This window comes from Rhodococcus sp. NPDC019647, assembly GCF_044389235.1.
GTDB lineage: Bacteria > Actinomycetota > Actinomycetes > Mycobacteriales > Mycobacteriaceae > Rhodococcus_F > Rhodococcus_F oxybenzonivorans.
Genome location: NZ_JBIRXS010000016.1, coordinates 131,041 through 152,559 on the forward strand (window position 1 = coordinate 131,041; position 21,519 = coordinate 152,559).

Genomic DNA, 21,519 nt, shown 5'->3' on the forward strand with positions numbered 1-21,519 from the left:
CGTTGCTCCATATGGACGATTCGTTGCGCCTGGACACCCTGGACCGACTGATCGTTGTGCAACTCGAGCGCAACGCGAGGTCGAGCTTTGCCACCATCGGCGCCGAGGTCGGCTTGTCCGCTCCGGCGGTGAAACGGCGCGTCGACCGACTGGTCGACTCAGGTGTCATTACCGGTTTTCACGCGTCACTCGACCCGCAGGCACTCGGACACGGTGTGGAGGTATTCGTCGAGCTGTATTGCGACGGACGTACCTCCGCGGTCGAGATCGCGCGCATCGTCTCTCGACACGCCGAAGTGCAGGAGGCATACACCATCACGGGTGACGCCAACGCACTGCTGCGCGTCCGGACGACCGACACAGCTCACCTCGAAAGGACGCTCGAAAATCTCCGGTCGGAACCAGCGGTACTCCAGACGAAGAGCAGCGTGGTGTTGAGCAGATTGATTCCACCGGCCGGCTGACGTCACCGAGATATTTCGCCGCACCTCTGACGACAGTGCCCCAGCATCCGTCGATTGCCGGGGCACTGCCGCGTATCACAGGATTGTCAGAGCCAGGCAGCAGCGTTCCTGTCCTCGGCGCTCTGCATGTCGACAGCGCCGTCCTGGACGACCTTGGCGATCGTCTGGAGGACCTGGAGCAGGTCGTTGTGTGCGCCGTCCCACTTGGCCTGCACCGCCTGGTAGTTCTGCTGGGCACCGCTCTCCCACTGCGCGACCAGACCCTGCACGTAGCCCTGGAGCTCGTCGTGGGTTTCGCGCAGCTTGCCCTCGTTCGACCTGATGTCGCTCGCCAGGGCCTGCAGCTCGGCAAATCCGTACTTCAATGACATTCCGTGCTCCTTGTTGTTGTGTAACCGGTGTCGAACTCGGAACGCATGTCAGAGATCGAGCGATCCCGAAGCCCCGGCAGAATGGATGGCATCCTGGTTGGCCTGCTCTGCGGCGTCGTACCCCTTGCCGTTCTCGCGAATCTTCACGGCGATTTCGGCGAGCGAATCCTGCATCCGACGGGACGCATCGTTGTAGCGGACCATCAGTGCCTGGAACGCATCCTGCGCGCCACCCGCCCAAGCCGAGGACGATTCTTCGCAACGCCCCTTGAGGCCGGCGATAGTGGCTTGCAGCTGCCCATTCACCGTCTCCACATGGTTAGCCGCGGCCTCCATCTGGCCGACATCGGTAACAACTCCCGCCATGGGAACTCCTTCTGATCGTCTGGTGCGGCGGCCCCCACTGGACTGCCCTATCCACCCCTACACATGATTGGACGCATCAACCGTCCAATCGGTTCCACCACTGTGGAAGTTTTTCGGCTCTGCCGCCCGTCGGGATCACTCATCGACTTCCAGTGACCGCACGACGTGCTCACACTCGGCTTCGATTTCGGCCCATTCCGCCGACAGGAACTGACATCCCACGCTGACCTGGAGGTCACGTTCGACGACGACGTGCCACCTCACCGCGGAGTTCTCGTCCGGGAATTCGCTGTACGTGATCCCCGGTCTCCCACCGAACACGACGTCTTTCTCCAGTTCGGCGAACAGCTCGGGTCTGCCGCGCTGCGCGATTTTCGCCGCAAGCGTGACCGCGACCTCGTCGTACCCGGCACCGCCCTGGAGGTTGTTCTGCGTCACGATGATTCGTCTGTCCGCGCCACCGTCGGGCACCAGTTCGATCCGGAACGGTGTCGCCGACTGTGGCCGCTCCCGCCATCGGTCGGGCGCCGTGAGTCGAACTCCCCCGACCGACACTTCCCGTCCCGTGCCCGCCGCCGTCGAAGGAATCGTGGACTGCGATGGTGCAACGGACGACGACGCCGGAGCCGACGGCGACTGTGATCCTGCAACGACACCCTCGACGGTCGACGTCGAGACGGAATCGAGGGTTGATCGGATGAAAGCAACTCCGACTCCGGTCACCACCGCCAGGGCCGCTGCGACCGCGACGAAAGTCGGCCACGACCTCCTCGTCCGTTCCTGTTGCTCCCGCTGCAGAACCGGTTGGAGCCAATTCCTCTGAGGTATCGCGACGATCGATTGCTCGTGTACCCCATCGCTGCCCGGCATTGCGAGCGCGCGAACGATGTCCACACCCGACACGCTCTCGACGGGTACCTCACGGCCGAAGGCAGCCACGACCGCACGCCGTACAGGTGCCAGATCATGCCGGGTGTCGAGATGGTCCGTCACCAGGATGCCGTCGAGCGCCCGGCCTCGGCAGACGCGCCCGACCAGCTCCGTGATTGCCTCGGCCTGCCGATCGAGATCGTCGACGACCAGCGAGGATTCGTGCTCGACTTCCACGACGCGGTAGTCACCGGATGTTGCCGCCACGTAGGTGGAAGTGGTGCCCGTCGCCCGGCATTCGACGACCGCCCAGGTGCTGTCGCCCTCGGCCACGCCGGCGATTTCGGCTACGGCAAGCGCCACGGGCACAAGCACGGTGTCGGCGGCGATCGCCGAGCCTGCGTCGGCCAGAACCTGCTGTCGCGCCGTGCCCCACTCGGTGGGGTATGTCAGCACCGCGCCGACGGACGGTCCGCCCGCCACGGCCTCGACCGCGCCACGGAGAACGGCGGCGAGCACGTCCGGGACCGGAGCGATACCACCGTCCACATCGATGTACTCGTCGTCGATAGAGCACAGCGGTGAGGACTCGGTGGAAGAAGTCTCGCGCACCGAAGTGATCAGCGAACCGTCGGTTGCGACACGGACCGAGGGCAGCCCCTCCACCGCCCTGTCCTGACAACACGACCACATGCCGGATTCAGTGAGGTGAATCGCGACCGCGGACCTCACTGCGGTGGCATCCATGCGAGCTGGATCAGTCCGCTGCCGCCGCGCGTCACCAACGTGCCCCGCCCGGGGGGCATGGCACTTGCCCGTACGGTTCCGATGAGGTTGCCTTCGTCTCGGCTTCCACTCATCACCAGGCCGGCGGATGCCAGATCGCGCATGCGTGCGATGACCGGTTCGTACAGCGCCCGTGCCGCGCCACCGGAACGGCGCGCGATGACGAGGTGGAATCCGATGTCCTTCGCATGGGGCAGGTACTCGACGATCGCGGCCACCGGATTGCCGCTCGAGGTCACGACGAGGTCGTAATCGTCGATGACAACGAAGATGTCCGGCCCCGTCCACCAGGAACGCTCGCGAATTTGTTGCTGGCTGATCTGCGGGTGCGGCATCCGCGATTCGAGCACAACCGCGAGGTCATTCATGTTCTTGGTCAGCACGCCCGACGACGGCGCATAGGCGGCAAGGTGCTCCGATTCCACTACCCCCAGCATGGTGCGCCGATAGTCACCGAGGATGATCTTCGCCTGTCCAGCGGTGTTGGACGCCATGATGCCCTCGCAGATGTTGCGCAGCAGCGTCGTCTTGCCGCATTCACTGTCCCCGAATACTAGGAAGTGTGGTTGCACGGCGAAGTTGAGGAATGTGGGCGCCAGTTCGGCCTCGTCGAGTCCGATCGGAATTTGGAGGCACTTCTCGGTCGGGTCCACGTAGGAGGGCCACGAACCGGCGGCGTCGAGAACCGCCTCGCGAGTGATCTGTCCCGGCAACATGCGTACGGCAGGAGCATGGCGGCCATGGGTGGCGGCAGCGATCGACGACACGGCATGAGCGACACCGGACGCAAGGTCGGCGGGGTCGGAGTTCCCGTCGATCCGGGGGAGGCCGACCAGCAGATGCAGACTGTCGCGCGTCATGCCTCGACCCGGCCTGCCTTCCGGCACGAGCGCAGCGGTCTTACGACCGAGGTCGGAGTCCGCGGGATCACCCAACCGGAGTTCGATGCGAGTGCCGAGCTGGTCCTTGAGGGCCGGCCGCACTTCGCCCCACCGAGACGCCGTGATGACGACGTGGACGCCGTACGACAGGCCCTGTGCCGCAAGGTTGATGATCTGTTGTTCCAGGGTTTCGAAATCCTGCCGGATGCTACCGAAGCCGTCGACGACGAGGAACACGTCGCCGAAAGGATCTTCGGCGATCCCGGCGGCAGGGGCGCCGCCGGACGGATCGGTAGCGCGCAGTCGCCGGAATTCGGCCATGGATTCGACACCGAGGTCGCGAAACCGGGCTTCACGCTGTCGCACGATCGTGTTCATCTCGGCGACGGTGCGGCGAACCCGGTCGACGTCGAGACGGTTGGCAACCGAACCGACATGCGGCAGGCCCGACAGTCCGGCAAGCGTGCCACCGCCGAAGTCGAGGCAATAGAACTGCACCTGCTCGGCCGAATGAGTGGCGGCGAGCGACATGATCACCGTTCGGATCGCAGTCGATTTCCCCGACTGCGGGCCACCGACCACCGCCATGTTTCCGGTGGAACCGGACAGGTCCACCACAAGCAGGTCCCGCCGCTGATCGTAGGGCCTGTCGATGATCCCGATCGGTGCGCGCAGCGCACTGAGCGCCGGGACTGGTTCGGTGAGTATCGACCTCGGCAGCAGCGCGTCGAGAGTCGGTGCCGCATCGAGCGGGGGAAGCCACACCTCGTGCGCTCTCGAACCGCGGTTCCGGATGCGTTCGACGACGACGTCGATGGTGGTCCGAGTTTCCGCAAGTTCCTCGTTGATGTCGAGGGAGAACGGTTCTTCCGGTATGTCGACGACGTCGACGGCGACGGGGGCGGCGGTGAAAATTTTCGGGCGCAGCTCGACGGGCGCCTCGCCCGGCCGTCGGACGCTGTCGACGTGACCACCCTCGTAGGTTCCCGACACGTAAGAGGCCTGAAAGCGCACGATTTCGGCCGAGTCACACTTCAGGTAACCGGCGCCGGGAGTGGCGGGCAGATGATAGGCGTCCGGGACACCGAGCACTGTGCGCGATTCGTTGGCGGAAAATGTCTTGAGCCCGATCCGGTACGAGAGGTGGCTGTCGAGACCGCGAAGCTTCCCTTCCTCGAGTCGCTGGCTCGCCAGGAGCAGGTGGATGTGCAGCGATCGACCGAGTCGTCCTATGGCCACGAAGAGATCAGCGAATTCGGGCTGCTGACTGAGCAATTCCGAGAATTCGTCGACCACGATGAAGAGCGCCGGCAGCGGGTCGAGGTCTGCGCCTGCCTGACGCGCCTTTTCGTAGTCGGTGACGTTGGCGAAGTTCCCGGCCGAGCGCAGCAATTCCTGCCGGCGATTCATCTCCCCGGCCAGCGCGTCGCGCATTCTGTCGACCATGGCCAGTTCTTCGGCAAGGTTGGTGATCACCGCGGCGACGTGGGGAGCCTCCTCGAGGCCGAGGAAGGTGGCGCCACCTTTGAAATCGACCAGTACGAGGTTGAGTGCGTCGGGCGAATGAGTAGCGATGAGACCCAGCACCAGCGTTCGGAGGAACTCGGACTTTCCCGATCCGGTAGCTCCGATGCACAGCCCATGAGGCCCCATGCCGTTTTCCGCGGACTCTTTGAGGTCGATCTCGACCGGATTCCCGTCGACTCCCACGCCGATAGGGACGCGTAAGCGGGCGCGACCCTGCCGGGGCAGCCACGCGTGATCGGGGTTGAGCCGGCCGACGTCGCCGACACCGAGCATGTGGCTCCACGTCTGTGCGGGTTGATCGTCGTCTCCCGTGTCGACCGATGTGTGCGACGTCGTACGGTACGGCGCGAGGCGACGCGCAAGAGTTTCCGCCTGATGAGCGCTGACGAGGTCGGCCGTCGCGAACATCTCGACACCGGCACCGCTGCGGGCCCCGAGCGACCCGTCCTGTGCCACCAGCTGGAGACCGCGGGTGGCCGTCAACCGCGGGCAGAATCCGGCGATGTCGAGGACCGTCACCGAATCCACTCCCCCGTCGGTGATCATGCCCGACTCGCCTTCGAGGATTCCGCCGTCGATGACGAGGACGAACTGGGGCACGCCCGGAGCAGCCGGAGCATTGCGGGAGAAGCGATTCCGCATGGCCAGCTGCGGGCCGAGCGCGGACTCGAGTTCGAGAATCGATCCGTAGATCATTCGGGAAGAACCCACGCCGTCGGAGGAATCCGGGTGCTGGGCGTGCGGCAGCCACTTCGCCCAGTCCCACTCGTGCTGGGTGTCGGGACCGCACACGACCGCAACGAGCAGGTTGTCGGGACCGTGGAAGGCGCACAATTGCATGAGCATCGACCGGACCAGGGAACGGGCCGCCCCACGCTCACCCTCGACGGAGATGGCGGCGAACCCCCGCAAAGAGACTGCGGTGGGCAACTCCTGGACCACCGAGTGCGCGCGGACGAATCGGCGAAGAGACACGGCGGCAACGGGTTCGAGATCTTCCACCGGGCCCGTTTCAGGCGCGATGAGACGAGTGGCGAGCCGCTGACTGCCCCGCCCCACTCGCACATGACAATAGTCCGGGTCGGTGACACGGCGCTCCCACATGCGGGCCGTTCCCGCGATGGTCCAGAGCAGGCCGGGTTCGGGATGGCTCCAGTCGAGCGCCTTGCGCTGTTGCTCGCCGGTCTCGGCGACATCACGCCGTAATTGATCGAGGTAGCGCAGGTAGTCCTTGCGGTCTTCGTTCGCTTCCGCTGCCTTGGGACCGCTGCGACCGCCACCCGCCAGCATGCCGAGCATCGAGACCATCATCATGAGGGGGAACAGCATCGACATGGGGTTGCGCGCCATACCCGACGTGAACATCAACGCCATCATGCCGACCATCGCGACGACCATCACGAGGGGGAGAAGCTTCGTGAGCAGATTTCCCGGGACCAATCTCGGGATTTCCGGCGGAGCCTGCAGACTCACCTCGCCGCCCGGAATACGCGGAACTTCTCGCCGCGCTTTACGCACGAAGCGAATAGTGCTCACTGCCCGTCCCCCCATGACGCCAACCGACCCGAACCGTGCATCAGATCCGATCCGGAACTTCCGGTTGCCCCCCTGGGCTCGGCCCGCGAAGTCAGAGATTAACCCATTCCGAGGGATTCGGCATACAGGAGGCGTTTTCGCCGGATGCCCACTGGAGGCTGCGGCCCGGCTCACGTAGTGTTCCCGTGATCGAATCGGACGACGGCCTCCGAGTGGTCGTCGATCAGTGCCGTAACGACGCAGGGTGGGGTGTGCGTCGCAAAGTGGGGGGAAATCGTATTGTCCGTCGCCCATGACGAGTCGCGCGCGTCCGCGCCGTCCACGCGTCCGAGTGCCGCAGCAGACCTGTGCCGGATCACCGTGCTCTCGACCCATTCACAGGTCGACATGGCGGTGCCGTTCGGTGTTCCGATCGCCATCCTCGTTCCGGGGATCGTCGACACGATCCGCAGCCATCGCAGCACCAATGACTTCGATGATTCACTCGAGCAATACGAACCGAGCGAGTGGGTTCTCGCGAAGATCGGTCAGTCCCCGCTCTCGACCACGCTGACGTTGCACGAGCACGGTATTCGCGACGGCGACCTGCTGGTCCTGCAGAGTGTGCAGGACAGTGCCCCGCCGCCCCTGTTCGACGACATCATGTACAACGTCGCCATCGCCGATGCCGATGCGGACCGGGAATGGACGCGCGGCTCCGCACGGGTCGTCGGTTCGGCCGCCGCCGTGCTCGGAACGGTGATCGGCTCGTTCGCGCTGCTGTGGTCCGAATCCGGGACGGACGGGTTCGTCGGTGCAGGTTGCGCACTGACATCTGCCTTCCTCTTCCTCGTCGCCGGTGCGGTCACCGGCCGCATCTACGGTGACGCAGCCAGTTCCGTCGTTCTCAGTGGGTGCGCCGTTCCGCCGGCCTTCGCCGCCGGGATGCTCTTCGTCCCCGGCGACTTGGCCGCTGCCCACCTGCTCCTCGGGCTCGCACTGTCGGGCACCACCGCGGTCCTCGCGCTGCGACTCGGTGGTGTGGGGCTGAGAGTCTTCACGGCTCTGGCGGTAGCCTCCCTGTTCGGCACCCTCGCCGCGTTGGTATCGGCGACGACCGACACCGCAGCGCCCGCGGTGGCCGCCGGTGTCGTCGCCGCCGCATTGACAGGGCTCGCCTCATCGGCTCGCGTGGCGATACTCCTGGCGAAGCTGCCACTGCCGCCCGTTCCCGCACCGGGTACCTCGGTCGATCCTTCCGAGGACGATCCGGACGACGAGACCACGATGCCGTCGTTCGATTCCCTTGCCCAACGCGCCACACGTGCGCGCAGGTATCTCACCGGACTCGTCACCGCCATGACCATCCTCGCGGTCAGCGGCGCACTCCTGGCCGCGCAGCCCACCCTGCACGGCGAGATCTACTGGCCCGGTTTGTGTCTGGCCGTTGCGACCGCGACCGTCCTGATGTTCCGGGGACGCACCTACAGCAGCGCCGAGCAGGCCGTTCCGCTGATCGGCGGCGGCGTGACGATCCTCGTACTGCTGCTCACCGCAGCCGCGGTCGCCGTCCCCGACTACGCGATAGTTCTGTTCGCCGTGGCAATGCTGTTCGCAGCGGGCGGGCTGGTCCTCGGCATCATCGCCCCGCGGCAGATGTTCTCGCCCGTCATGCGACGCGTCGCCGAATTGATCGACCTCGCCCTGATCACGTCGATCATCCCGCTGGTCTGCTGGGTGACCGGCCTCTACTCGCTGATGCGCGGGCTGTGATGCGGCGGCTGGGTCGCCTGGTTGTGGCCACCGCGGTGGTGGCCCTCATCGCAGCACTGGGTGAAGGCAGCGCCCTGGCAGTGGTACCCGCACCCATCGACGTGGGACTGGTTCCGCCGAAGGACAGCACCAAAGTGGAGAAGCGAAGACCGTGCAAAGATGCCGTACGGGTGCCCGATGGTCCGGAAGTCCCGGTGGCTCAGCGGGACCTCGATTTTCGTTCGGCGTGGCCGATCAGTCGGGGCGCCGGGCAGCTCGTCGCGGTCATCGACACCGGGGTGGCGCGGCATCCGCGCCTTCCTGGTCTCGTCGATGGTGGTGACCTGGTCGGGACCGAGACCGGGACAACCGACTGTGACGCTCACGGAACGCTCGTCGCAGGCCTCATCGCCGCGCGACAGGTTCCCGGGTCCGGTTTCTCCGGCGGCGCTCCGGACTCCCGCATCCTCGCAATCCGGCAATCGAGCAGTGCCTACAGTCCCGCAGGGCAGACCGATCAGGTCGACAACGCCGGCAACTCGGTCGGTGGATACGGCAACGTCGCGACCATGGCCGCCGCTGTCCGGCGCGCCGCCGACATGGGTGCCGGCGTCATCAACATCTCCGAAGTCGCCTGCAAGACTGCGGCAGAAGGAATCGGCGGCGGCGACCGCTATCTCGGCGCAGCTGTCAAGTATGCGGCGACGGTGAAGGACGTCGTGGTGGTTGCTGCCGCGGGCAACTATGGATCCGCGGAATGCAAGATTCAGAATCCGGCGGCCGACCCGCTCCGACCCGGAGCCGACCTGTGGGATTCGGTGAGCACCATCGCCAGCCCGGCGTGGTACGACGACTACGTCCTGACCGTCGGGTCGGTCGAGTCCGACGGTCGGGTGAGTGACTTCAGCCTCGCGGGTCCCTGGGTCGACGTCGCGGCCCCGGGATCGGGCCTTACCTCACTGCATCCGACGACGGGCGATCTGACGAATACCGTGTACAGCGCTCAGGGAAGCGCGGAACCGGTCAACGGCACCAGTTTCGCGGCCCCCTATGTCTCGGCCACCGTCGCCCTGGTTCGCTCCAGGTTTCCTCAATTGTCGGCCCAGCAGGTCATCGCGCGTATCGAGGCCACGACGCATGCGCCCGCGGAAGGGTGGAATCCGTTTGTCGGGCACGGCGTCATCGACCCGCTCGCAGCCGTATCTGCGAATGTTCCGACGGGCGGCTCAGCAACCGACGGCGCCGCACGCTCGGTCCCCCTGGAGGCCCTTCCTGCAGTTACTCAGCCCGATCACCGCCCTCGCGATGTCGCGTTGGTAACGGTCGGCTCGCTCGCTGCACTGCTCATCCTCGGAGTGCTGGCGTCATTCCCACTCCGGCGGAAATTGCACTCCGCGACGCAGCACCGAAGCTGACTCGTTCTCCGAGTCGACCCGGGCCGACGCGAATGTGCGTCGGCCCGAGTTGGCAGTTCGGTGTTTCAGTTCGAACCGGAGGCGACTGCGGCCGGGTCCGGGTCGGGCGCCACCCCGTCGTGTGCGACGAGCGCGGAGGACTTCGCGAGCGTGGGGCCCGGTGCGAGGAGTCCGAGTATCTGCCACGGAGCGAGCGGCGGCTCGGCTGTCACCCCCAATGCTTTCGCGGCGTCTGCGTCGGGAATGCCGAACCGTACTCCCGTGTCAGCCACGAAGAACGTGCTGTCTCGCCGGGTGCTGTGGGGTTCGATACCGGTCGCTTGCACGAATCCCCCCGAACCGGGTTCGACGTAGACGAAATCGGCACTGTCCCCGCCGCCGTCCGCCTGCGCCAGCTTCACGGTGTGCGCACCATCGGGGATGGGGAGACTACGTCCTGCAATAAGGGACAACTCGGCGGCCGGACCACTCGCTGCGGTCTCGTCCTGTCCGCGCAAAGGTTTCCAGATCAGACAACTCACCGGACTCGAGATGGCGTCGACGATCTCGGGTGCCGACTCCGGGAAGCTCGACACGGCGATCTGCTCCACCGAAGGAATCCGGTTGGTGGCGTCCGGCGAGACACTCGACATCTCGGTATCCCCGTGCGAATCCGAAAGGAAGATGAGGTTTGCCACGGCGGAACTGATCTTCTGAATTCCATCCCGCAACACGACGTAGTGGGTGGTTTCCGATCCGATCACTACCTGGAACACCGACCCGATCACCTTGTCGCGCAGAGCAAACCGCGGCTGGCTCCCCGCTCCCGGGATGCTGGGCGCGACCAGCGGCGGCACTTCCGGAACCGCGTTGACGAATCCGAGGCTTACCGGTCGTGGCGTGGCACCCTCGAGGCCGAGGGCACGGGTGATCGCAGGGTCGTGCAGGTCGATCTTCGCGCGGGTGCCGTCATACATCAGATAGGCGGCGTCCGAGGTGGCCACCAGCAGCGCCTGGTCGCTGGCGAGGCCTCCCCCGCCCTCGATCGGGTCCGGCTCACCGACCACTACGGAGGTCGTGACCGCACGATGTCCGTCTGCCCCGACCGAGTCGCATACGGCCCACGGTGTCTTTGCTGCTGCGTCACCCGGCGGGAGCGCCGACGGTGCACCGGGGATTCCGACCAGCGCCCCGCGGGGCCGAGTGTCGATCTCCGATTCTTTGACGATTACCGGCTTCTCGGCCTGCCCCACAATGAGGCGGGCAGACGACAGATTGAGCACCGGGCGCAGCGTGTCCCCCATGACCACGAACATCGCACCGGAATCCTTGCCGACGACGATGGACGCGTCACCGATTTTGTCCTGGGGCCGGAACAGCGCCAGCGCTGCACACCCCGCGAGTCCTAGCGAGGCGATCACCACCCCTACCGCGAGTGCGCGCGACTGCGACCGCATAGGGTCGTGCAACATTCGTACGTCACGCCGCACCAGGGCGTGTTCCATCCGTCTGACCAGAAAGCGATACCCGTTGACCTGCCACCGAGTGGTGGGTGTTACAGCCATTGTTCCTCCCCCGTGCTGCACAACGCTCGGGGTGACACAGTACAGTTCGAATCACAGTCGTCACGGCGGACGGGTACGGGTCTGCCTGGGTTCAGGTATTCGGGGGAGGCACCGTGGACCGTTCGCGCGTCACAAGCTGGCCGTTGGCACATCGCGTTTCGGCGACCGAGGTCGTTGTCGCGCAAATAGTGGGAGTTCTGGCCGGGGCACTGGCCTCGGTGTGCGGAGTGGTGTGGTGGGGCGCCGTCATACTCGCCGTCGTCGTCGCTCTTCTGGCGGTCGTACCCATCGGCGGGTGGTCGACCATGGTCTGGGCGCGAACGGCGTGGCGCTACTTCACGACACCGAAGGTCCCGCGCTTCCGCACCGTCAGTTTCGTCGGCCCGACAGGACAGTCCGTCGGTTTGCGGTGGGACGGCGCAAGCGTGGTCGCAGTGGTCGAGGTCCTTCCGCCGGCGGGAAGCCTGACCCAGATCACCCGGGACGGTTTCCAGTCGACGCACGACCTTCCCACCGAGGCGCTCGCCGGATGCCTTGTCCAGCACGATATCTCGCTCAGCGGCATCGATATCGTCAGCCATGGGTATCGCGCCGCCGCGGGCACGCCGGCCACCGATGTCTACGACCGCCTGGTCGGCCCCCTTCCCGCGACAGCCACCCGGACGGTGTGGGTCGCCCTCCGATTCGACGCCACCGGCAGTGTCGAGGCCGTCGCGCGCCGCGGCGGCGGTGAGCACGGCGCCTCTCGCGCCATCACCATCGCGGCAAGTCGCGTCGTACGCGCACTCGCCGACGCGGGATGCCGGGCCCGAATTCTCACAGCACCCGAGATCGACTCCGCAGCACTGGTCATCAGCCGCGGTGTCGACCCGAGATCTCTCACTCAGACGTGGAAGCATGCTCTGTTGCCGGGGGTATGCAATACCGGATACAGCGTCGATCCGCGCTTTCTCTCCAAAGAGTTGCTCGCGAAACTGTGGGTGCCGTCCAGTCTCGGCACCACCGTGACCATTCGGCTACGACCGAGCGCCAACGACGGGCAGGTACTGATCGGCGCCGGATGTCGGATCACCACCCGGACGATGCCGGAACCATTCGCTGTGCACGGGCTCGTCTCGATGCGAGGCCGCCACCAAGAAAGTTTGCTGTCCAATCTTCCTGTGGCAGTGTCTGATCTGGACGCTGTGATGCCTATGGCCGATGTGCCGGTCGACACAGTGCGACACCTCCAGTTGCCGCCGGCGGGGTGTGGCCAGTTGATCGGATCCGACGACTACGGTCACGGGATCACAGCACGCATCTTCGGCCCGGGCGTCGGCATGGTGTACGTCGCGGGCGAGCTGTACCTCGCCCAGCAACTTGTGTTCCGTGCCGTCGCCACTGGGGCCCGGGTCCTCATCCAGACAGATCGGCCCGATGCATGGTCGTCCCTGATCGACTCGATCGCCACGCCCGACCGCCTGCGCGTCGCGGGACACAACTCCCAATCCGACAACAGGATCAACACCGTGGTGTTCGACGGTGTCGAAGCTTCGACCCCGCGGGCCGGCGTCACTGCTCTCTACCTTTATGCCGAGCCCAGCCAGTGGCCGGGCGCCGAACCCGACCTGTCCATTGTCCAGCCGAGCGCGATGGGTGATCGGATTCTCCTGTCGACCGGCGGGACGAGTATCGAGTTGATGCTGGTCACCATTTCCTCCGAAACGGCATTCATCGGACGGCCCCGCGCGGTAGACGATTACCAGCCGGCCTACCAGTCCTAACCGGGGTAGCTCTCGGTCGCACGCTGGAGTCGCACAGCACGGGCCCACCAGACCAACTGCGCGAGCATCCGATCCGCCGAGTCGACGGCGGCGCCATCAGTGGTGCGACCGTTGTCGTCGAACTTCTTGCGCACTTGGTGGAAGCTCACACTTTGACGCACCGAAACCATGTGTAATTCCGCCACGACCTGGCGCAGTTGCTCGGTCGCACGCAAGCCGCCCGACACTCCCCCATACGACACGAAGCCGATGGGCTTTGCGCGCCACTCGTGTTTCACACTGTCGAATGCGGTCTTCAAGGCGGCCGGATACCCATGGTTGTACTCGGATGTGACGGCCACGAATCCGTGGGCGCGCCCCACCCGTGCCCGGAACGCGTCGGTGGCGGGAGAATCGTCGAGGTTCTGAGGCAGCGAGGTTTCGAGCAAGTCGATGACGCCCAGTTCCACGTGAGGATATGTGCGAGCGCGTTCGACGAACCAGTTCGCCACGACGGGGGCAATGCGCCCGACCCTGGTCGATCCGATGATGAGTTCTAACCGGACGGGCTCGATTTCGCTCATCAGAAAACGAGCTGCCCGGCAAGTTCGGCCGCGTGATCGAAATTCTCGGCGAGGTGGGTATCCGGGAAATTGCTCAGATAGTCGCCATGAATTCTGGACACCTTCTTGTTGGCATTGTCGACCAGGACGACAGGTTTGCCCATCAGTACGGCAAGGATTCCCGCATGCAGCCGATCGGTGACCACGAGCCGCCCCTGCGACAAGATCGCCACTGCATTGTCGACCACCATGTCCGCTTGCCAGTCGAAGGCACGGCGCGTCAGCGGGTACATACGGGACCGAACACCCGGCAGCTTGTTCAATAGCAGAAGTCCGAGCGTAGTGGGCCACCACTGGGCGTTGTCGGCGGCACTGACGTGCCAATCCGTCATGTACGCCGACGCGAGTGAGGCCGGAAGGCTCTTCGCGGACTGAACGGATTCGGGGTCGCGGCGTTTGAGAAGCACGATATCGCGCGTGGGTTCGGCGGAGGGCGCGATCCTTCCGACTCCCAATGCTGCATCAGCACAGAAGACGACGGTGTTCTCGGGAAATAGTTCACGGGCTAGTTCATAGCCGCGCCGGTCCCGCATCAGCAACGTGAGATCGGGATGCTGCGCATAGATTCGCTGCGCCCTCGCCAGCGCTGCGTCGTCGTGGAACTCGATGGTCTGTGGCATCTGAACAATTTTTCGTTCCGGATGCTCCGCGATCACGCGCTCACGGAACTTTTGGTAGCCGAACCATCGATCGCCGAAATTCCCGCCGCCATTCAACAGCAACGGTCCTTCGGGAACACACGCGGACAAAACCTTGGTGTCATAGGTGTGCAGCGCGCAGACGTAATCCACGCTCGCACCCATCCTGGCCAGATAGCTGAGCGTCCCCTGGTAGATCAGAAGGTCACCCGCGTTGAAATGCGCCGGATAGTCGAGGAGAGCGACCGACTGTCCATGCTGCACAGTGGGTGCGAGCGCAGCGATGGTTGCTCGTTGCAGATCGTCCAAAGGGTCGTTCATGAAATCCTCACGGCTGGGAACTTCCTCGGGGCATCCTGCACGTTACTGCACCATCGCGATACCCGCCGGTATACGAACGACGCCTAGCCACGCTGCTGACACCTATCCCTTCGTCATACCCAGCCAGCGTCGGGTGATTCCACCGAGAACCTTGTCCCGCGTACGCCCTCGCCGAATGGCGCGCTCGAGCGCCGTTTCCAGCTCCAGGTCCCGGACCCGGGCCTCTCGTAACGCGTTCAGATTCTCCAGAGCGAAGAGTGTGCCCGTGCCGCTGAGCGACAGACGGTTCACTGCCTCCGGTGTCACACGGTGAGGGAGAGTGCGGGATGCGCCGTCGGCGGCACGAAGGCTGACCATTGTCCGAACACACTTCTCACACCGGCCACAGTTGAACTTGCCGTCACGGTTCTTCCAGCAGACCCTCAGATTGTCCATCGCGACGTCGTTTCGCGCGAGGAACGCAATTTTCTCCGTCCGCGTCAACGACGTGCCGTAGTGCTCCAGCCGCACCGCACTACTCGACCACAACGGGTCCAGATCCGGATGCGTACCCCAGGGATGCAGATCAGCCTCCTGAAAGGAGGACGGAATGAGCGCGGTGTGGATGTGATCCGACAACGAGTGCGCGACGGTCGCCAGCGCCGCTCCGTGATAGTCGGTGCCCCACAGACACCTCGCCTTGTCCGAGAGCTGCCTGAGATTCGTCCTGACGACGACAAGCGTCTTGCCGAGCGCGTCCGCCGCGTTTCGCGCTCCCGCCTCCGCCTTCGCCGCCAACTCGACATCCGAAAGCTTGATGTCGAACCCGTGAACGAAGATCAGATGCGTAATGCGTTCGCTCGCTGCGATTGCCGAGTGAAAGGAGTCGACACCTCCACTGAAGAAGCAACCCATTCCCCGCTGCGAACCGGCATCCGTCCCGGCTACCTCGTCTGCCTCCACCCTTACCGACGAATACCGTCTCGGGTACCAATCGCGCAGAATCCGCTGAGCGTGCGGAAGATTCGACAACGCGAGAGCGTCGACTGGATCCGAGAAGATCAGATCGGAATGAAGACGCATCGCGACAACCGACAGCGCAGGGAGCCACGGTGTGGCCGATTTATCGACGTCGACGTTCGCGTCGACGTGCAACTCGAACGGCCCCTTGGGGGTAGTGACCCCGACCTTGGCTGTGCGACTGCGTGCATCCTCCACTCGAACACGAATTTCTGATGGCATGATGCGGATTCTTGCACAGCCCGATGGGCTTCGTCGGCCGCGGGTTTTTCCGCCTCAGTCAGTCGCCACAGCAACCTTCGGGCAGAGTGCGAATGTCACGGGTGACTTCATTGCGCGCCGCAAGACCGGCGTCGTCGGGATAGTCGACCCGAACCAGCGACAGACCGTGCGCGGGTGCCACCAGGATCGAACTTGCCCTCGACCGCTCCCGCAGCAACTCGTCCACCCACCCGAGGTCGCGGCGGCCCTCCCCCACGGCGAGTACGGCACCGACGAGGCTGCGAACCATCGACCAGCAGAAGGCATCTGCGTTGACGAATGCGGTGAAAATCTCCCCGTCACGTTCCCAGTCGAAACGTTGCAGATCGCGAACGGTGGTGGCCCCTTCTCTGCGCTTGCAGAACGCGGCGAAGTCGTGCAGCCCTATCAGTCTGGCGGACGCCGAGCGCATTACGTCGAGGTCGAGCACCTTCGGATACGACACTATGTCGCGGGCACGCAGGGGATCTGCTCCGTACTCCGCGGTGGTCAGGCGGTATTCGTAGTGCCGGCGCATCGCGGAGAAACGCGCGTCGAAATGCTGCGGCGCACGTGAGATGCGGGTGATTCGTACATCTTTCGGGAGGAAGCGGGCGAGTCTGCGGACGAGTCGGGACGGATCGTCCGGCAGCGACTCCGCGGGAACGTCGACGTGCGCGACCTGACCTGCCGCGTGGACCCCTGCGTCGGTCCGTCCCGCCACCGTCAGTTGCAGGGGCGTACGCAGGACGGCTCCGAGTTTCTCCTCGATTTCCCCGCAGACCGTGCGCAGCCCGTTCTGGCGAGCCCACCCGGAGAACTCGGTTCCGTCGTAGGAGATGTCCAGCCGCAATCGAACGAGCCCGTCGCCCCGAGAGGGGGTGACGGGCTCGTTCGATTCAGCGTGTGCCGAAACCAAGTGGACTAGTCCTTCTTGGCCTCGTCGGCCTCTGTCGCATCTGCGGCGGTGGCGGACTCGTCTTCGATGGCGTCGACGACGGCGTCAGCGTTCGCGACCTCGGCGGCGGTGGCCTCGGCCTCGACTGCGTCGACGACGTTTTCGTCCGACGCGGCGGGGGCCGCGGCCGGAGCATCCTTCGACGCCTTCACGCGACGTGCGCGGTCGGCCTCGGAGGTGACGGTCTTTTCCTTGACGAGCTCGATGATGGCCATCGGAGCGTTGTCACCCTTGCGGGGAACCGTCTTGATGATGCGGGTGTATCCACCGTCACGGTCCGCGTAGAACGGGCCGATCTCAGCGAACAAGGTGTGTACGACATCCTTGTTGCGGATGACCTTGAGAACCTCGCGGCGGTGCGCCAGGGTCCCCGCCTTGGCGTGCGTCACGAGCTTCTCGGCGTACGGCCGCAGGGCCTTCGCCTTGGACTCGGTGGTGGTGATGCGACCGTGCTCGAAGAGCGCGGTAGCCAGATTGGCGAAAATCGCCTTCTGGTGCGAAGCCGACCCGCCGAAGCGGGCACCCTTCTTGGGCTTGGGCATGATGATCTCCTAGTAAAGGACCGGAAGCGGCTACAGCTGTTCGGTCTCGGCGTAGTCCTCGGTACCGTCGGCATCGCCGAAGGAACCGGCATCCGTGTCACTCCACGTTCCGGTGGCGGCGTCGTAACCGGCAACGGTGGTGGGATCGAAGGACGCGGGGCTGTCCTTGAGGGACAAGCCCAGCGAATGCAGCTTGACCTTCACCTCGTCGATGGACTTCTGTCCGAAGTTGCGGATGTCGAGCAGGTCGGACTCGGTACGGCCGACAAGCTCACCGACGGTGTGAACACCTTCGCGCTTGAGGCAGTTGTAGGAACGGACGGTGAGGTCCAGGTCCTCGATGGGCAGTCCGAAGGAAGCGATGTGATCGGCCTCGGCGGGCGAGGGTCCGATCTCGATGCCTTCTGCTTCGACGTTCAGCTCACGGGCCAGGCCGAAGAGCTCAACCAGGGTCTTGCCCGCAGAAGCGAGCGCGTCCCGAGCGGTGATGGAGTTCTTGGTTTCCACATCGAGCACGAGCCGATCGAAGTCGGTGCGCTGCTCGACGCGGGTGGCCTCCACCTTGTAGGTGACCTTGAGCACCGGCGAGTAGATCGAGTCGACCGGGATGCGGCCGATCTCTGCGCCGGACGCCTTGTTCTGGACGGCGGGGACGTAGCCGCGACCGCGCTCGACGACGAGCTCGATCTCCAGCTTTCCCTTGTCGTTCAGGGTGGCGATATGCAGATCCGGGTTGTTCACGGTGACGCCGGCCGGGGGCACGATGTCGCCTGCGGTCACAGCGCCGGGGCCCTGCTTACGGACGTACATGGTGACCGGCTCGTCCTCTTCGGAGCTCACGACGAGACCCTTGAGGTTCAGGATGATGTCGGTGACGTCTTCCTTCACACCGGGGACGGTGGTGAACTCGTGCAGAACGCCGTCGATGCGGATGCTGGTGACAGCAGCGCCGGGGATCGAAGACAGCAGCGTGCGGCGGAGCGAATTGCCGAGGGTGTACCCGAAACCTGGCTCGAGGGGCTCGATGACGAACTTCGAGCGGTTGTCAGCGATGACCTCTTCGGTCAGCGTGGGTCGCTGAGAAATGAGCATTGGATTTCCTCCTGTACGGGCGTCCGCTATTTGACGCCCACGATGGGAAAGGCACTGCGCGCCCGTGCGCCTTTCTGGTAGTGGGAACTACCAAAAAGGCGCACGGGCCGGAGGCCTTACTTCGAGTAGTACTCGACGATCAGCTGTTCCTGCAGCGGGACATCGATCTGCGCACGCTCGGGAAGCTGGTGAACCAGGATCCGGAGCCGTCCGCCGACAACCTGCAGCCAACCCGGGATCGGGCGATCGCCCTGGGTCTCACGCGCCACCTGGAAAGGAAGCGTCGACAGCGACTTTTCCTTGACATCGATGATGTCGTACTGCGAGACGCGGTAGCTGGGGATGTCGACCTTCTTGTTGTTCACAAGGAGGTGACCGTGCGTGACCAGCTGACGTGCCTGGCGGCGGGTGCGAGCCAGTCCGGCGCGGTACACGACGTTGTCGAGACGCGACTCCAGGATGCGGAGCAGGTTCTCACCGGTCTTACCGGGGCGGTTGTTCGCCTCCTGGTAGTAACGACGGAACTGCTTCTCCATGACGCCGTAGGTGAAGCGAGCCTTCTGCTTCTCCTGCAGCTGGAGCAGGTACTCGCTCTCCTTGATCCGCGCACGGCCGTGCTGGCCCGGCGGGTAGGGACGACGCTCGAACGCCTGGTCGCCTCCGACGAGGTCGACGCGCAGACGACGCGACTTGCGGGTGATGGGTCCGGTATAACGTGCCATTTTTTTCTACCTATCCTTCCCGCTAGACCCGACGCCGCTTGGGCGGACGGCAGCCGTTGTGGGGCTGGGGGGTGACATCGGAGATGGTGCCGACCTCGAGGCCTGCAGCCTGAAGCGAGCGGATCGCGGTCTCACGGCCGGAGCCGGGTCCCTTGACGAAGACGTCGACCTTCTTGACACCGTGCTCCTGCGCCTTGCGGGCTGCGTTCTCTGCAGCGAGCTGAGCGGCGAACGGGGTCGACTTACGCGATCCCTTGAAGCCGACGTGTCCCGAGGACGCCCAGGAAATGACATTTCCGGCAGGGTCCGTGATGGACACGATGGTGTTGTTGAAGGTGCTCTTGATGTGAGCGGCGCCGTGCGGGACGTTCTTCTTGTCCCTGCGACGCGCCTTCTGGGTCTTCTTCGGACCGGTGCTACGTGACTTGGGGGGCATTACTTCGCCTTCTTCTTGCCGGCAATGGTGCGCTTGGGGCCCTTACGGGTGCGGGCGTTGGTCTTGGTGCGCTGACCACGCACGGGCAAGCCACGGCGGTGGCGCAACCCCTGGTAGGCACCGATCTCGATCTTGCGACGGATGTCGGCCTGGACCTCGCGGCGAAGGTCACCCTCGACCTTCAGCGACTCCTCGATGTACTCGCGGAGCTTGGCCAGATCCTCGTCCGAGAGATCCTTGCTCCGCAGATCTGGGTTGACGCCGGTGGCGCCCAGGATCTCCTTGGAGCGGGTACGGCCGATGCCGTAGATGTAGGTGAGTGCGATCTCCATCCGCTTTTCGCGGGGCAGATCGACACCTGCTAGACGTGCCATGTGGCAGTTCCTATCGGTGAGCGGAGGTCTGCTCCCAGTCCATCCCCTGTGCCTCTTCAAACTCCCGCGGTCTCGCGACCGAAGGGGTCTCAACTAACTCAGTGGGGCCCCGGCCTCCGTGCCGGGGGTGGACCAGTACCTGCCGTGGGTGGTGAAACCCGGTGGCCGAAAGTACTGGCTGGTGCTGGGAGGTCATCTTTGCTTGTTGCCAAGCAGATCCTCGAAAAGCGGAGATCTAGCCCTGACGCTGCTTGTGACGCAGGTTCTCGCAGATCACCATGACCCGGCCGTTACGACGGATCACCTTGCACTTTTCGCAGATCTTCTTGACGCTCGGCTGAACCTTCACGTCTTCTGATCTCCTGTTTTGTGGCAGCCCACTACGCAGTTCCGCGGCGGACGTACTTCTCCCCGACCTGGTCAGAGCGGGGAAGCTTTTTACTTGTACCGGTAAACGATGCGTCCGCGCGACAGGTCGTAGGGCGAGAGCTCCACGACTACGCGATCTTCCGGGAGGATGCGAATGTAGTGCTGACGCATCTTTCCGCTGATGTGGGCGAGAACCTTGTGGCCGTTTTCGAGCTCAATGCGGAACATCGCATTGGGCAGCGGCTCGACTACTCGTCCCTCGACCTCGATGGCCCCGTCTTTCTTAGCCATATCCTCCGCGATCCATGTTGTTTGACGTGCTTCTTGCATCTGTTTCCGTTACCGTGGCGCCCAATGGCTTCTTCACCGGCCGAAACATGAACATTCCGGATCGAAACCGGCACTGGGCACGCAAACAACCGGCACGCATAGCGCACCGCTGATCCATGTTACGGGAAATTGCTCACCAGGCCAAATGCAGTCGGCGAGGCGAAGGATGGTGTTGCGCGTGCGCGCGCTGGTGCAGAGAGTCTCGGCCGCCTCCGTCCGGGTCGACGGAGTCGTGGTCGCACGCATCACTCCCCCGCCTGCCGGCCACGGACTTCTCGTCCTGGTCGGCGTCACCCACACGGATGACGCGGCGAAGGCAGCGCTCCTGGCAAAGAAGGTGTGGACGATGCGAATCCTGGAGGACGAGCAGTCGGCCGCCGACCTCGACGCTCCGATCCTCGTGGCCAGTCAGTTCACGCTGATGGCCGACGCACGGCGGGGGCGACGCCCCTCGTGGTCCGCGGCCGCGCCCAGGCCTGTGGCGGAGCCGCTGGTCGAATCCTTCACGGACGCGCTACGACAGCTGGGCGCGACGGTCGATACGGGCGTGTTCGGCGAGCACATGCAGATCGATCTCGTCAACGACGGACCGGTCACGCTGCTGATCGACGTGTAGTGGCGCAGTCACTCCGGGCGCAGCGT

Annotated in this window: 21 protein-coding genes; 5 read left to right on the forward strand and 16 right to left on the reverse strand. The window is 64.6% G+C overall.

The features are described from left to right. Positions 1 to 11 precede the first annotated feature (11 nt). The gene (locus ACH49N_RS25015; protein ID WP_358275129.1) at positions 12 to 464 is read left to right on the forward strand and encodes an Lrp/AsnC family transcriptional regulator; all 453 of its coding nucleotides are present in this window, start codon (positions 12 to 14) and stop codon (positions 462 to 464) included. An 86-nt stretch (positions 465 to 550) separates the two neighbouring features. Here ACH49N_RS25015 and ACH49N_RS25020 read toward each other — a convergent pair whose 3' ends face one another. From ACH49N_RS25020 to eccCa, 4 genes are all read right to left on the reverse strand, one after another. After that, positions 551 to 835 (reverse strand): WXG100 family type VII secretion target, encoded by a 285-nt coding sequence (locus ACH49N_RS25020; protein ID WP_109331548.1) that lies wholly within the window; start codon positions 833 to 835, stop codon positions 551 to 553. A gap of 48 nt (positions 836 to 883) precedes the next feature. After that, complete coding sequence (locus ACH49N_RS25025) at positions 884 to 1,201, reverse strand: WXG100 family type VII secretion target (protein WP_159925651.1); 318 nt, start codon at positions 1,199 to 1,201, stop codon at positions 884 to 886. Positions 1,202 to 1,336: 135 nt separating this feature from the next. Beyond that, positions 1,337 to 2,818 carry a type VII secretion-associated protein gene (locus tag ACH49N_RS25030; protein WP_358275127.1) on the reverse strand — a complete coding sequence of 494 codons (1,482 nt, stop codon included), beginning with the start codon at positions 2,816 to 2,818 and terminating at the stop codon, positions 1,337 to 1,339. Beyond that, on the reverse strand, positions 2,800 to 6,801 hold the full coding sequence (gene eccCa, locus ACH49N_RS25035; protein ID WP_358275126.1) for a type VII secretion protein EccCa: 4,002 nt from the start codon (positions 6,799 to 6,801) through the stop codon (positions 2,800 to 2,802). The genes ACH49N_RS25030 and eccCa overlap by 19 nt, the downstream gene beginning before the upstream one ends. Positions 6,802 to 7,080: 279 nt before the next feature. Here eccCa and eccD point away from each other — a divergent pair, with 279 nt between their 5' ends. Continuing rightward, entirely contained in the window at positions 7,081 to 8,553 is a 1,473-nt protein-coding gene (eccD, locus tag ACH49N_RS25040) for a type VII secretion integral membrane protein EccD (RefSeq protein WP_358275124.1), read from the forward strand. After that, complete coding sequence (gene mycP, locus ACH49N_RS25045; RefSeq protein WP_358275122.1) at positions 8,550 to 9,947, forward strand: type VII secretion-associated serine protease mycosin; 1,398 nt, start codon at positions 8,550 to 8,552, stop codon at positions 9,945 to 9,947. The genes eccD and mycP overlap by 4 nt, the downstream gene beginning before the upstream one ends. A 65-nt stretch (positions 9,948 to 10,012) precedes the next feature. Here mycP and eccB read toward each other — a convergent pair whose 3' ends face one another. Beyond that, positions 10,013 to 11,491: a type VII secretion protein EccB gene (gene eccB / locus ACH49N_RS25050; RefSeq protein ID WP_358275120.1), complete on the reverse strand. Its 1,479-nt coding sequence runs from the start codon at positions 11,489 to 11,491 to the stop codon at positions 10,013 to 10,015. A 113-nt stretch (positions 11,492 to 11,604) separates the two neighbouring features. Between eccB and eccE the strand changes: the two genes are divergently transcribed. Continuing rightward, positions 11,605 to 13,254, forward strand: coding sequence for a type VII secretion protein EccE (eccE, locus tag ACH49N_RS25055; RefSeq protein WP_358275118.1), 1,650 nt, complete (start codon positions 11,605 to 11,607; stop codon positions 13,252 to 13,254). On the opposite strand, the gene ACH49N_RS25060 is transcribed toward eccE, so the two are convergent. From ACH49N_RS25060 to infA, 11 genes are all read right to left on the reverse strand, one after another. Beyond that, positions 13,251 to 13,817: an NADPH-dependent FMN reductase gene (locus ACH49N_RS25060; protein ID WP_159925642.1), complete on the reverse strand. Its 567-nt coding sequence runs from the start codon at positions 13,815 to 13,817 to the stop codon at positions 13,251 to 13,253. The genes eccE and ACH49N_RS25060 overlap by 4 nt on opposite strands. Further along, positions 13,817 to 14,815: a polysaccharide pyruvyl transferase family protein gene (locus ACH49N_RS25065; RefSeq protein WP_159925640.1), complete on the reverse strand. Its 999-nt coding sequence runs from the start codon at positions 14,813 to 14,815 to the stop codon at positions 13,817 to 13,819. The genes ACH49N_RS25060 and ACH49N_RS25065 overlap by 1 nt, the downstream gene beginning before the upstream one ends. 102 nt (positions 14,816 to 14,917) lie before the next feature. Continuing rightward, a complete protein-coding gene (locus tag ACH49N_RS25070) occupies positions 14,918 to 16,036 on the reverse strand; it encodes a hypothetical protein (RefSeq protein ID WP_358275116.1) in 1,119 nt (372 codons plus the stop codon). Positions 16,037 to 16,094: 58 nt separating this feature from the next. Further along, entirely contained in the window at positions 16,095 to 16,907 is an 813-nt protein-coding gene (truA, locus tag ACH49N_RS25075) for a tRNA pseudouridine(38-40) synthase TruA (protein ID WP_358275241.1), read from the reverse strand. Positions 16,908 to 16,978: 71 nt separating this feature from the next. Continuing rightward, the gene (gene rplQ, locus ACH49N_RS25080; protein ID WP_159925636.1) at positions 16,979 to 17,554 is read right to left on the reverse strand and encodes a 50S ribosomal protein L17; all 576 of its coding nucleotides are present in this window, start codon (positions 17,552 to 17,554) and stop codon (positions 16,979 to 16,981) included. Between the two features lie 30 nt (positions 17,555 to 17,584). After that, positions 17,585 to 18,646: a DNA-directed RNA polymerase subunit alpha gene (locus ACH49N_RS25085; RefSeq protein WP_109331566.1), complete on the reverse strand. Its 1,062-nt coding sequence runs from the start codon at positions 18,644 to 18,646 to the stop codon at positions 17,585 to 17,587. Positions 18,647 to 18,762: 116 nt separating this feature from the next. Continuing rightward, a complete protein-coding gene (rpsD, locus tag ACH49N_RS25090) occupies positions 18,763 to 19,368 on the reverse strand; it encodes a 30S ribosomal protein S4 (protein WP_109331567.1) in 606 nt (201 codons plus the stop codon). A gap of 22 nt (positions 19,369 to 19,390) precedes the next feature. Further along, positions 19,391 to 19,804, reverse strand: a complete 414-nt coding sequence (gene rpsK / locus ACH49N_RS25095) for a 30S ribosomal protein S11 (RefSeq protein ID WP_005239680.1) — start codon at positions 19,802 to 19,804, stop codon at positions 19,391 to 19,393. Continuing rightward, positions 19,804 to 20,178 (reverse strand): 30S ribosomal protein S13, encoded by a 375-nt coding sequence (rpsM, locus tag ACH49N_RS25100; RefSeq protein WP_109331568.1) that lies wholly within the window; start codon positions 20,176 to 20,178, stop codon positions 19,804 to 19,806. Before rpsM ends, rpsK begins: the two co-directional genes overlap by 1 nt. Positions 20,179 to 20,413: 235 nt before the next feature. After that, entirely contained in the window at positions 20,414 to 20,527 is a 114-nt protein-coding gene (gene rpmJ / locus ACH49N_RS25105; RefSeq protein WP_003938068.1) for a 50S ribosomal protein L36, read from the reverse strand. Positions 20,528 to 20,616: 89 nt separating this feature from the next. Next, positions 20,617 to 20,838, reverse strand: a complete 222-nt coding sequence (infA, locus tag ACH49N_RS25110; protein WP_003418601.1) for a translation initiation factor IF-1 — start codon at positions 20,836 to 20,838, stop codon at positions 20,617 to 20,619. Positions 20,839 to 21,055: 217 nt separating this feature from the next. Here infA and dtd point away from each other — a divergent pair, with 217 nt between their 5' ends. Further along, the gene (gene dtd, locus ACH49N_RS25115) at positions 21,056 to 21,493 is read left to right on the forward strand and encodes a D-aminoacyl-tRNA deacylase (RefSeq protein WP_358275055.1); all 438 of its coding nucleotides are present in this window, start codon (positions 21,056 to 21,058) and stop codon (positions 21,491 to 21,493) included. Positions 21,494 to 21,519 lie beyond the last annotated feature (26 nt).

What these genes read in the sequence shown, in the direction of transcription:
- ACH49N_RS25085 (WP_109331566.1), bottom strand. Translation starts at nt 18,646, where the DNA reads ATGCTCATTTCTCAGCGACCCACGCTGACCGAAGAGGTCATCGCTGAC.
- ACH49N_RS25060 (WP_159925642.1), bottom strand. Translation starts at nt 13,817, where the DNA reads ATGAGCGAAATCGAGCCCGTCCGGTTAGAACTCATCATCGGATCGACC.
- infA (WP_003418601.1), bottom strand. Translation starts at nt 20,838, where the DNA reads ATGGCTAAGAAAGACGGGGCCATCGAGGTCGAGGGACGAGTAGTCGAG.
- rplQ (WP_159925636.1), bottom strand. Translation starts at nt 17,554, where the DNA reads ATGCCCAAGCCCAAGAAGGGTGCCCGCTTCGGCGGGTCGGCTTCGCAC.
- eccB (WP_358275120.1), bottom strand. Translation starts at nt 11,491, where the DNA reads ATGGCTGTAACACCCACCACTCGGTGGCAGGTCAACGGGTATCGCTTT.
- ACH49N_RS25070 (WP_358275116.1), bottom strand. Translation starts at nt 16,036, where the DNA reads ATGCCATCAGAAATTCGTGTTCGAGTGGAGGATGCACGCAGTCGCACA.
- rpsM (WP_109331568.1), bottom strand. Translation starts at nt 20,178, where the DNA reads ATGGCACGTCTAGCAGGTGTCGATCTGCCCCGCGAAAAGCGGATGGAG.
- ACH49N_RS25025 (WP_159925651.1), bottom strand. Translation starts at nt 1,201, where the DNA reads ATGGCGGGAGTTGTTACCGATGTCGGCCAGATGGAGGCCGCGGCTAAC.
- ACH49N_RS25015 (WP_358275129.1), top strand. Translation starts at nt 12, where the DNA reads ATGGACGATTCGTTGCGCCTGGACACCCTGGACCGACTGATCGTTGTG.
- ACH49N_RS25030 (WP_358275127.1), bottom strand. Translation starts at nt 2,818, where the DNA reads ATGGATGCCACCGCAGTGAGGTCCGCGGTCGCGATTCACCTCACTGAA.
- ACH49N_RS25020 (WP_109331548.1), bottom strand. Translation starts at nt 835, where the DNA reads ATGTCATTGAAGTACGGATTTGCCGAGCTGCAGGCCCTGGCGAGCGAC.
- rpsD (WP_109331567.1), bottom strand. Translation starts at nt 19,368, where the DNA reads ATGGCACGTTATACCGGACCCATCACCCGCAAGTCGCGTCGTCTGCGC.
- rpsK (WP_005239680.1), bottom strand. Translation starts at nt 19,804, where the DNA reads ATGCCCCCCAAGTCACGTAGCACCGGTCCGAAGAAGACCCAGAAGGCG.
- ACH49N_RS25065 (WP_159925640.1), bottom strand. Translation starts at nt 14,815, where the DNA reads ATGAACGACCCTTTGGACGATCTGCAACGAGCAACCATCGCTGCGCTC.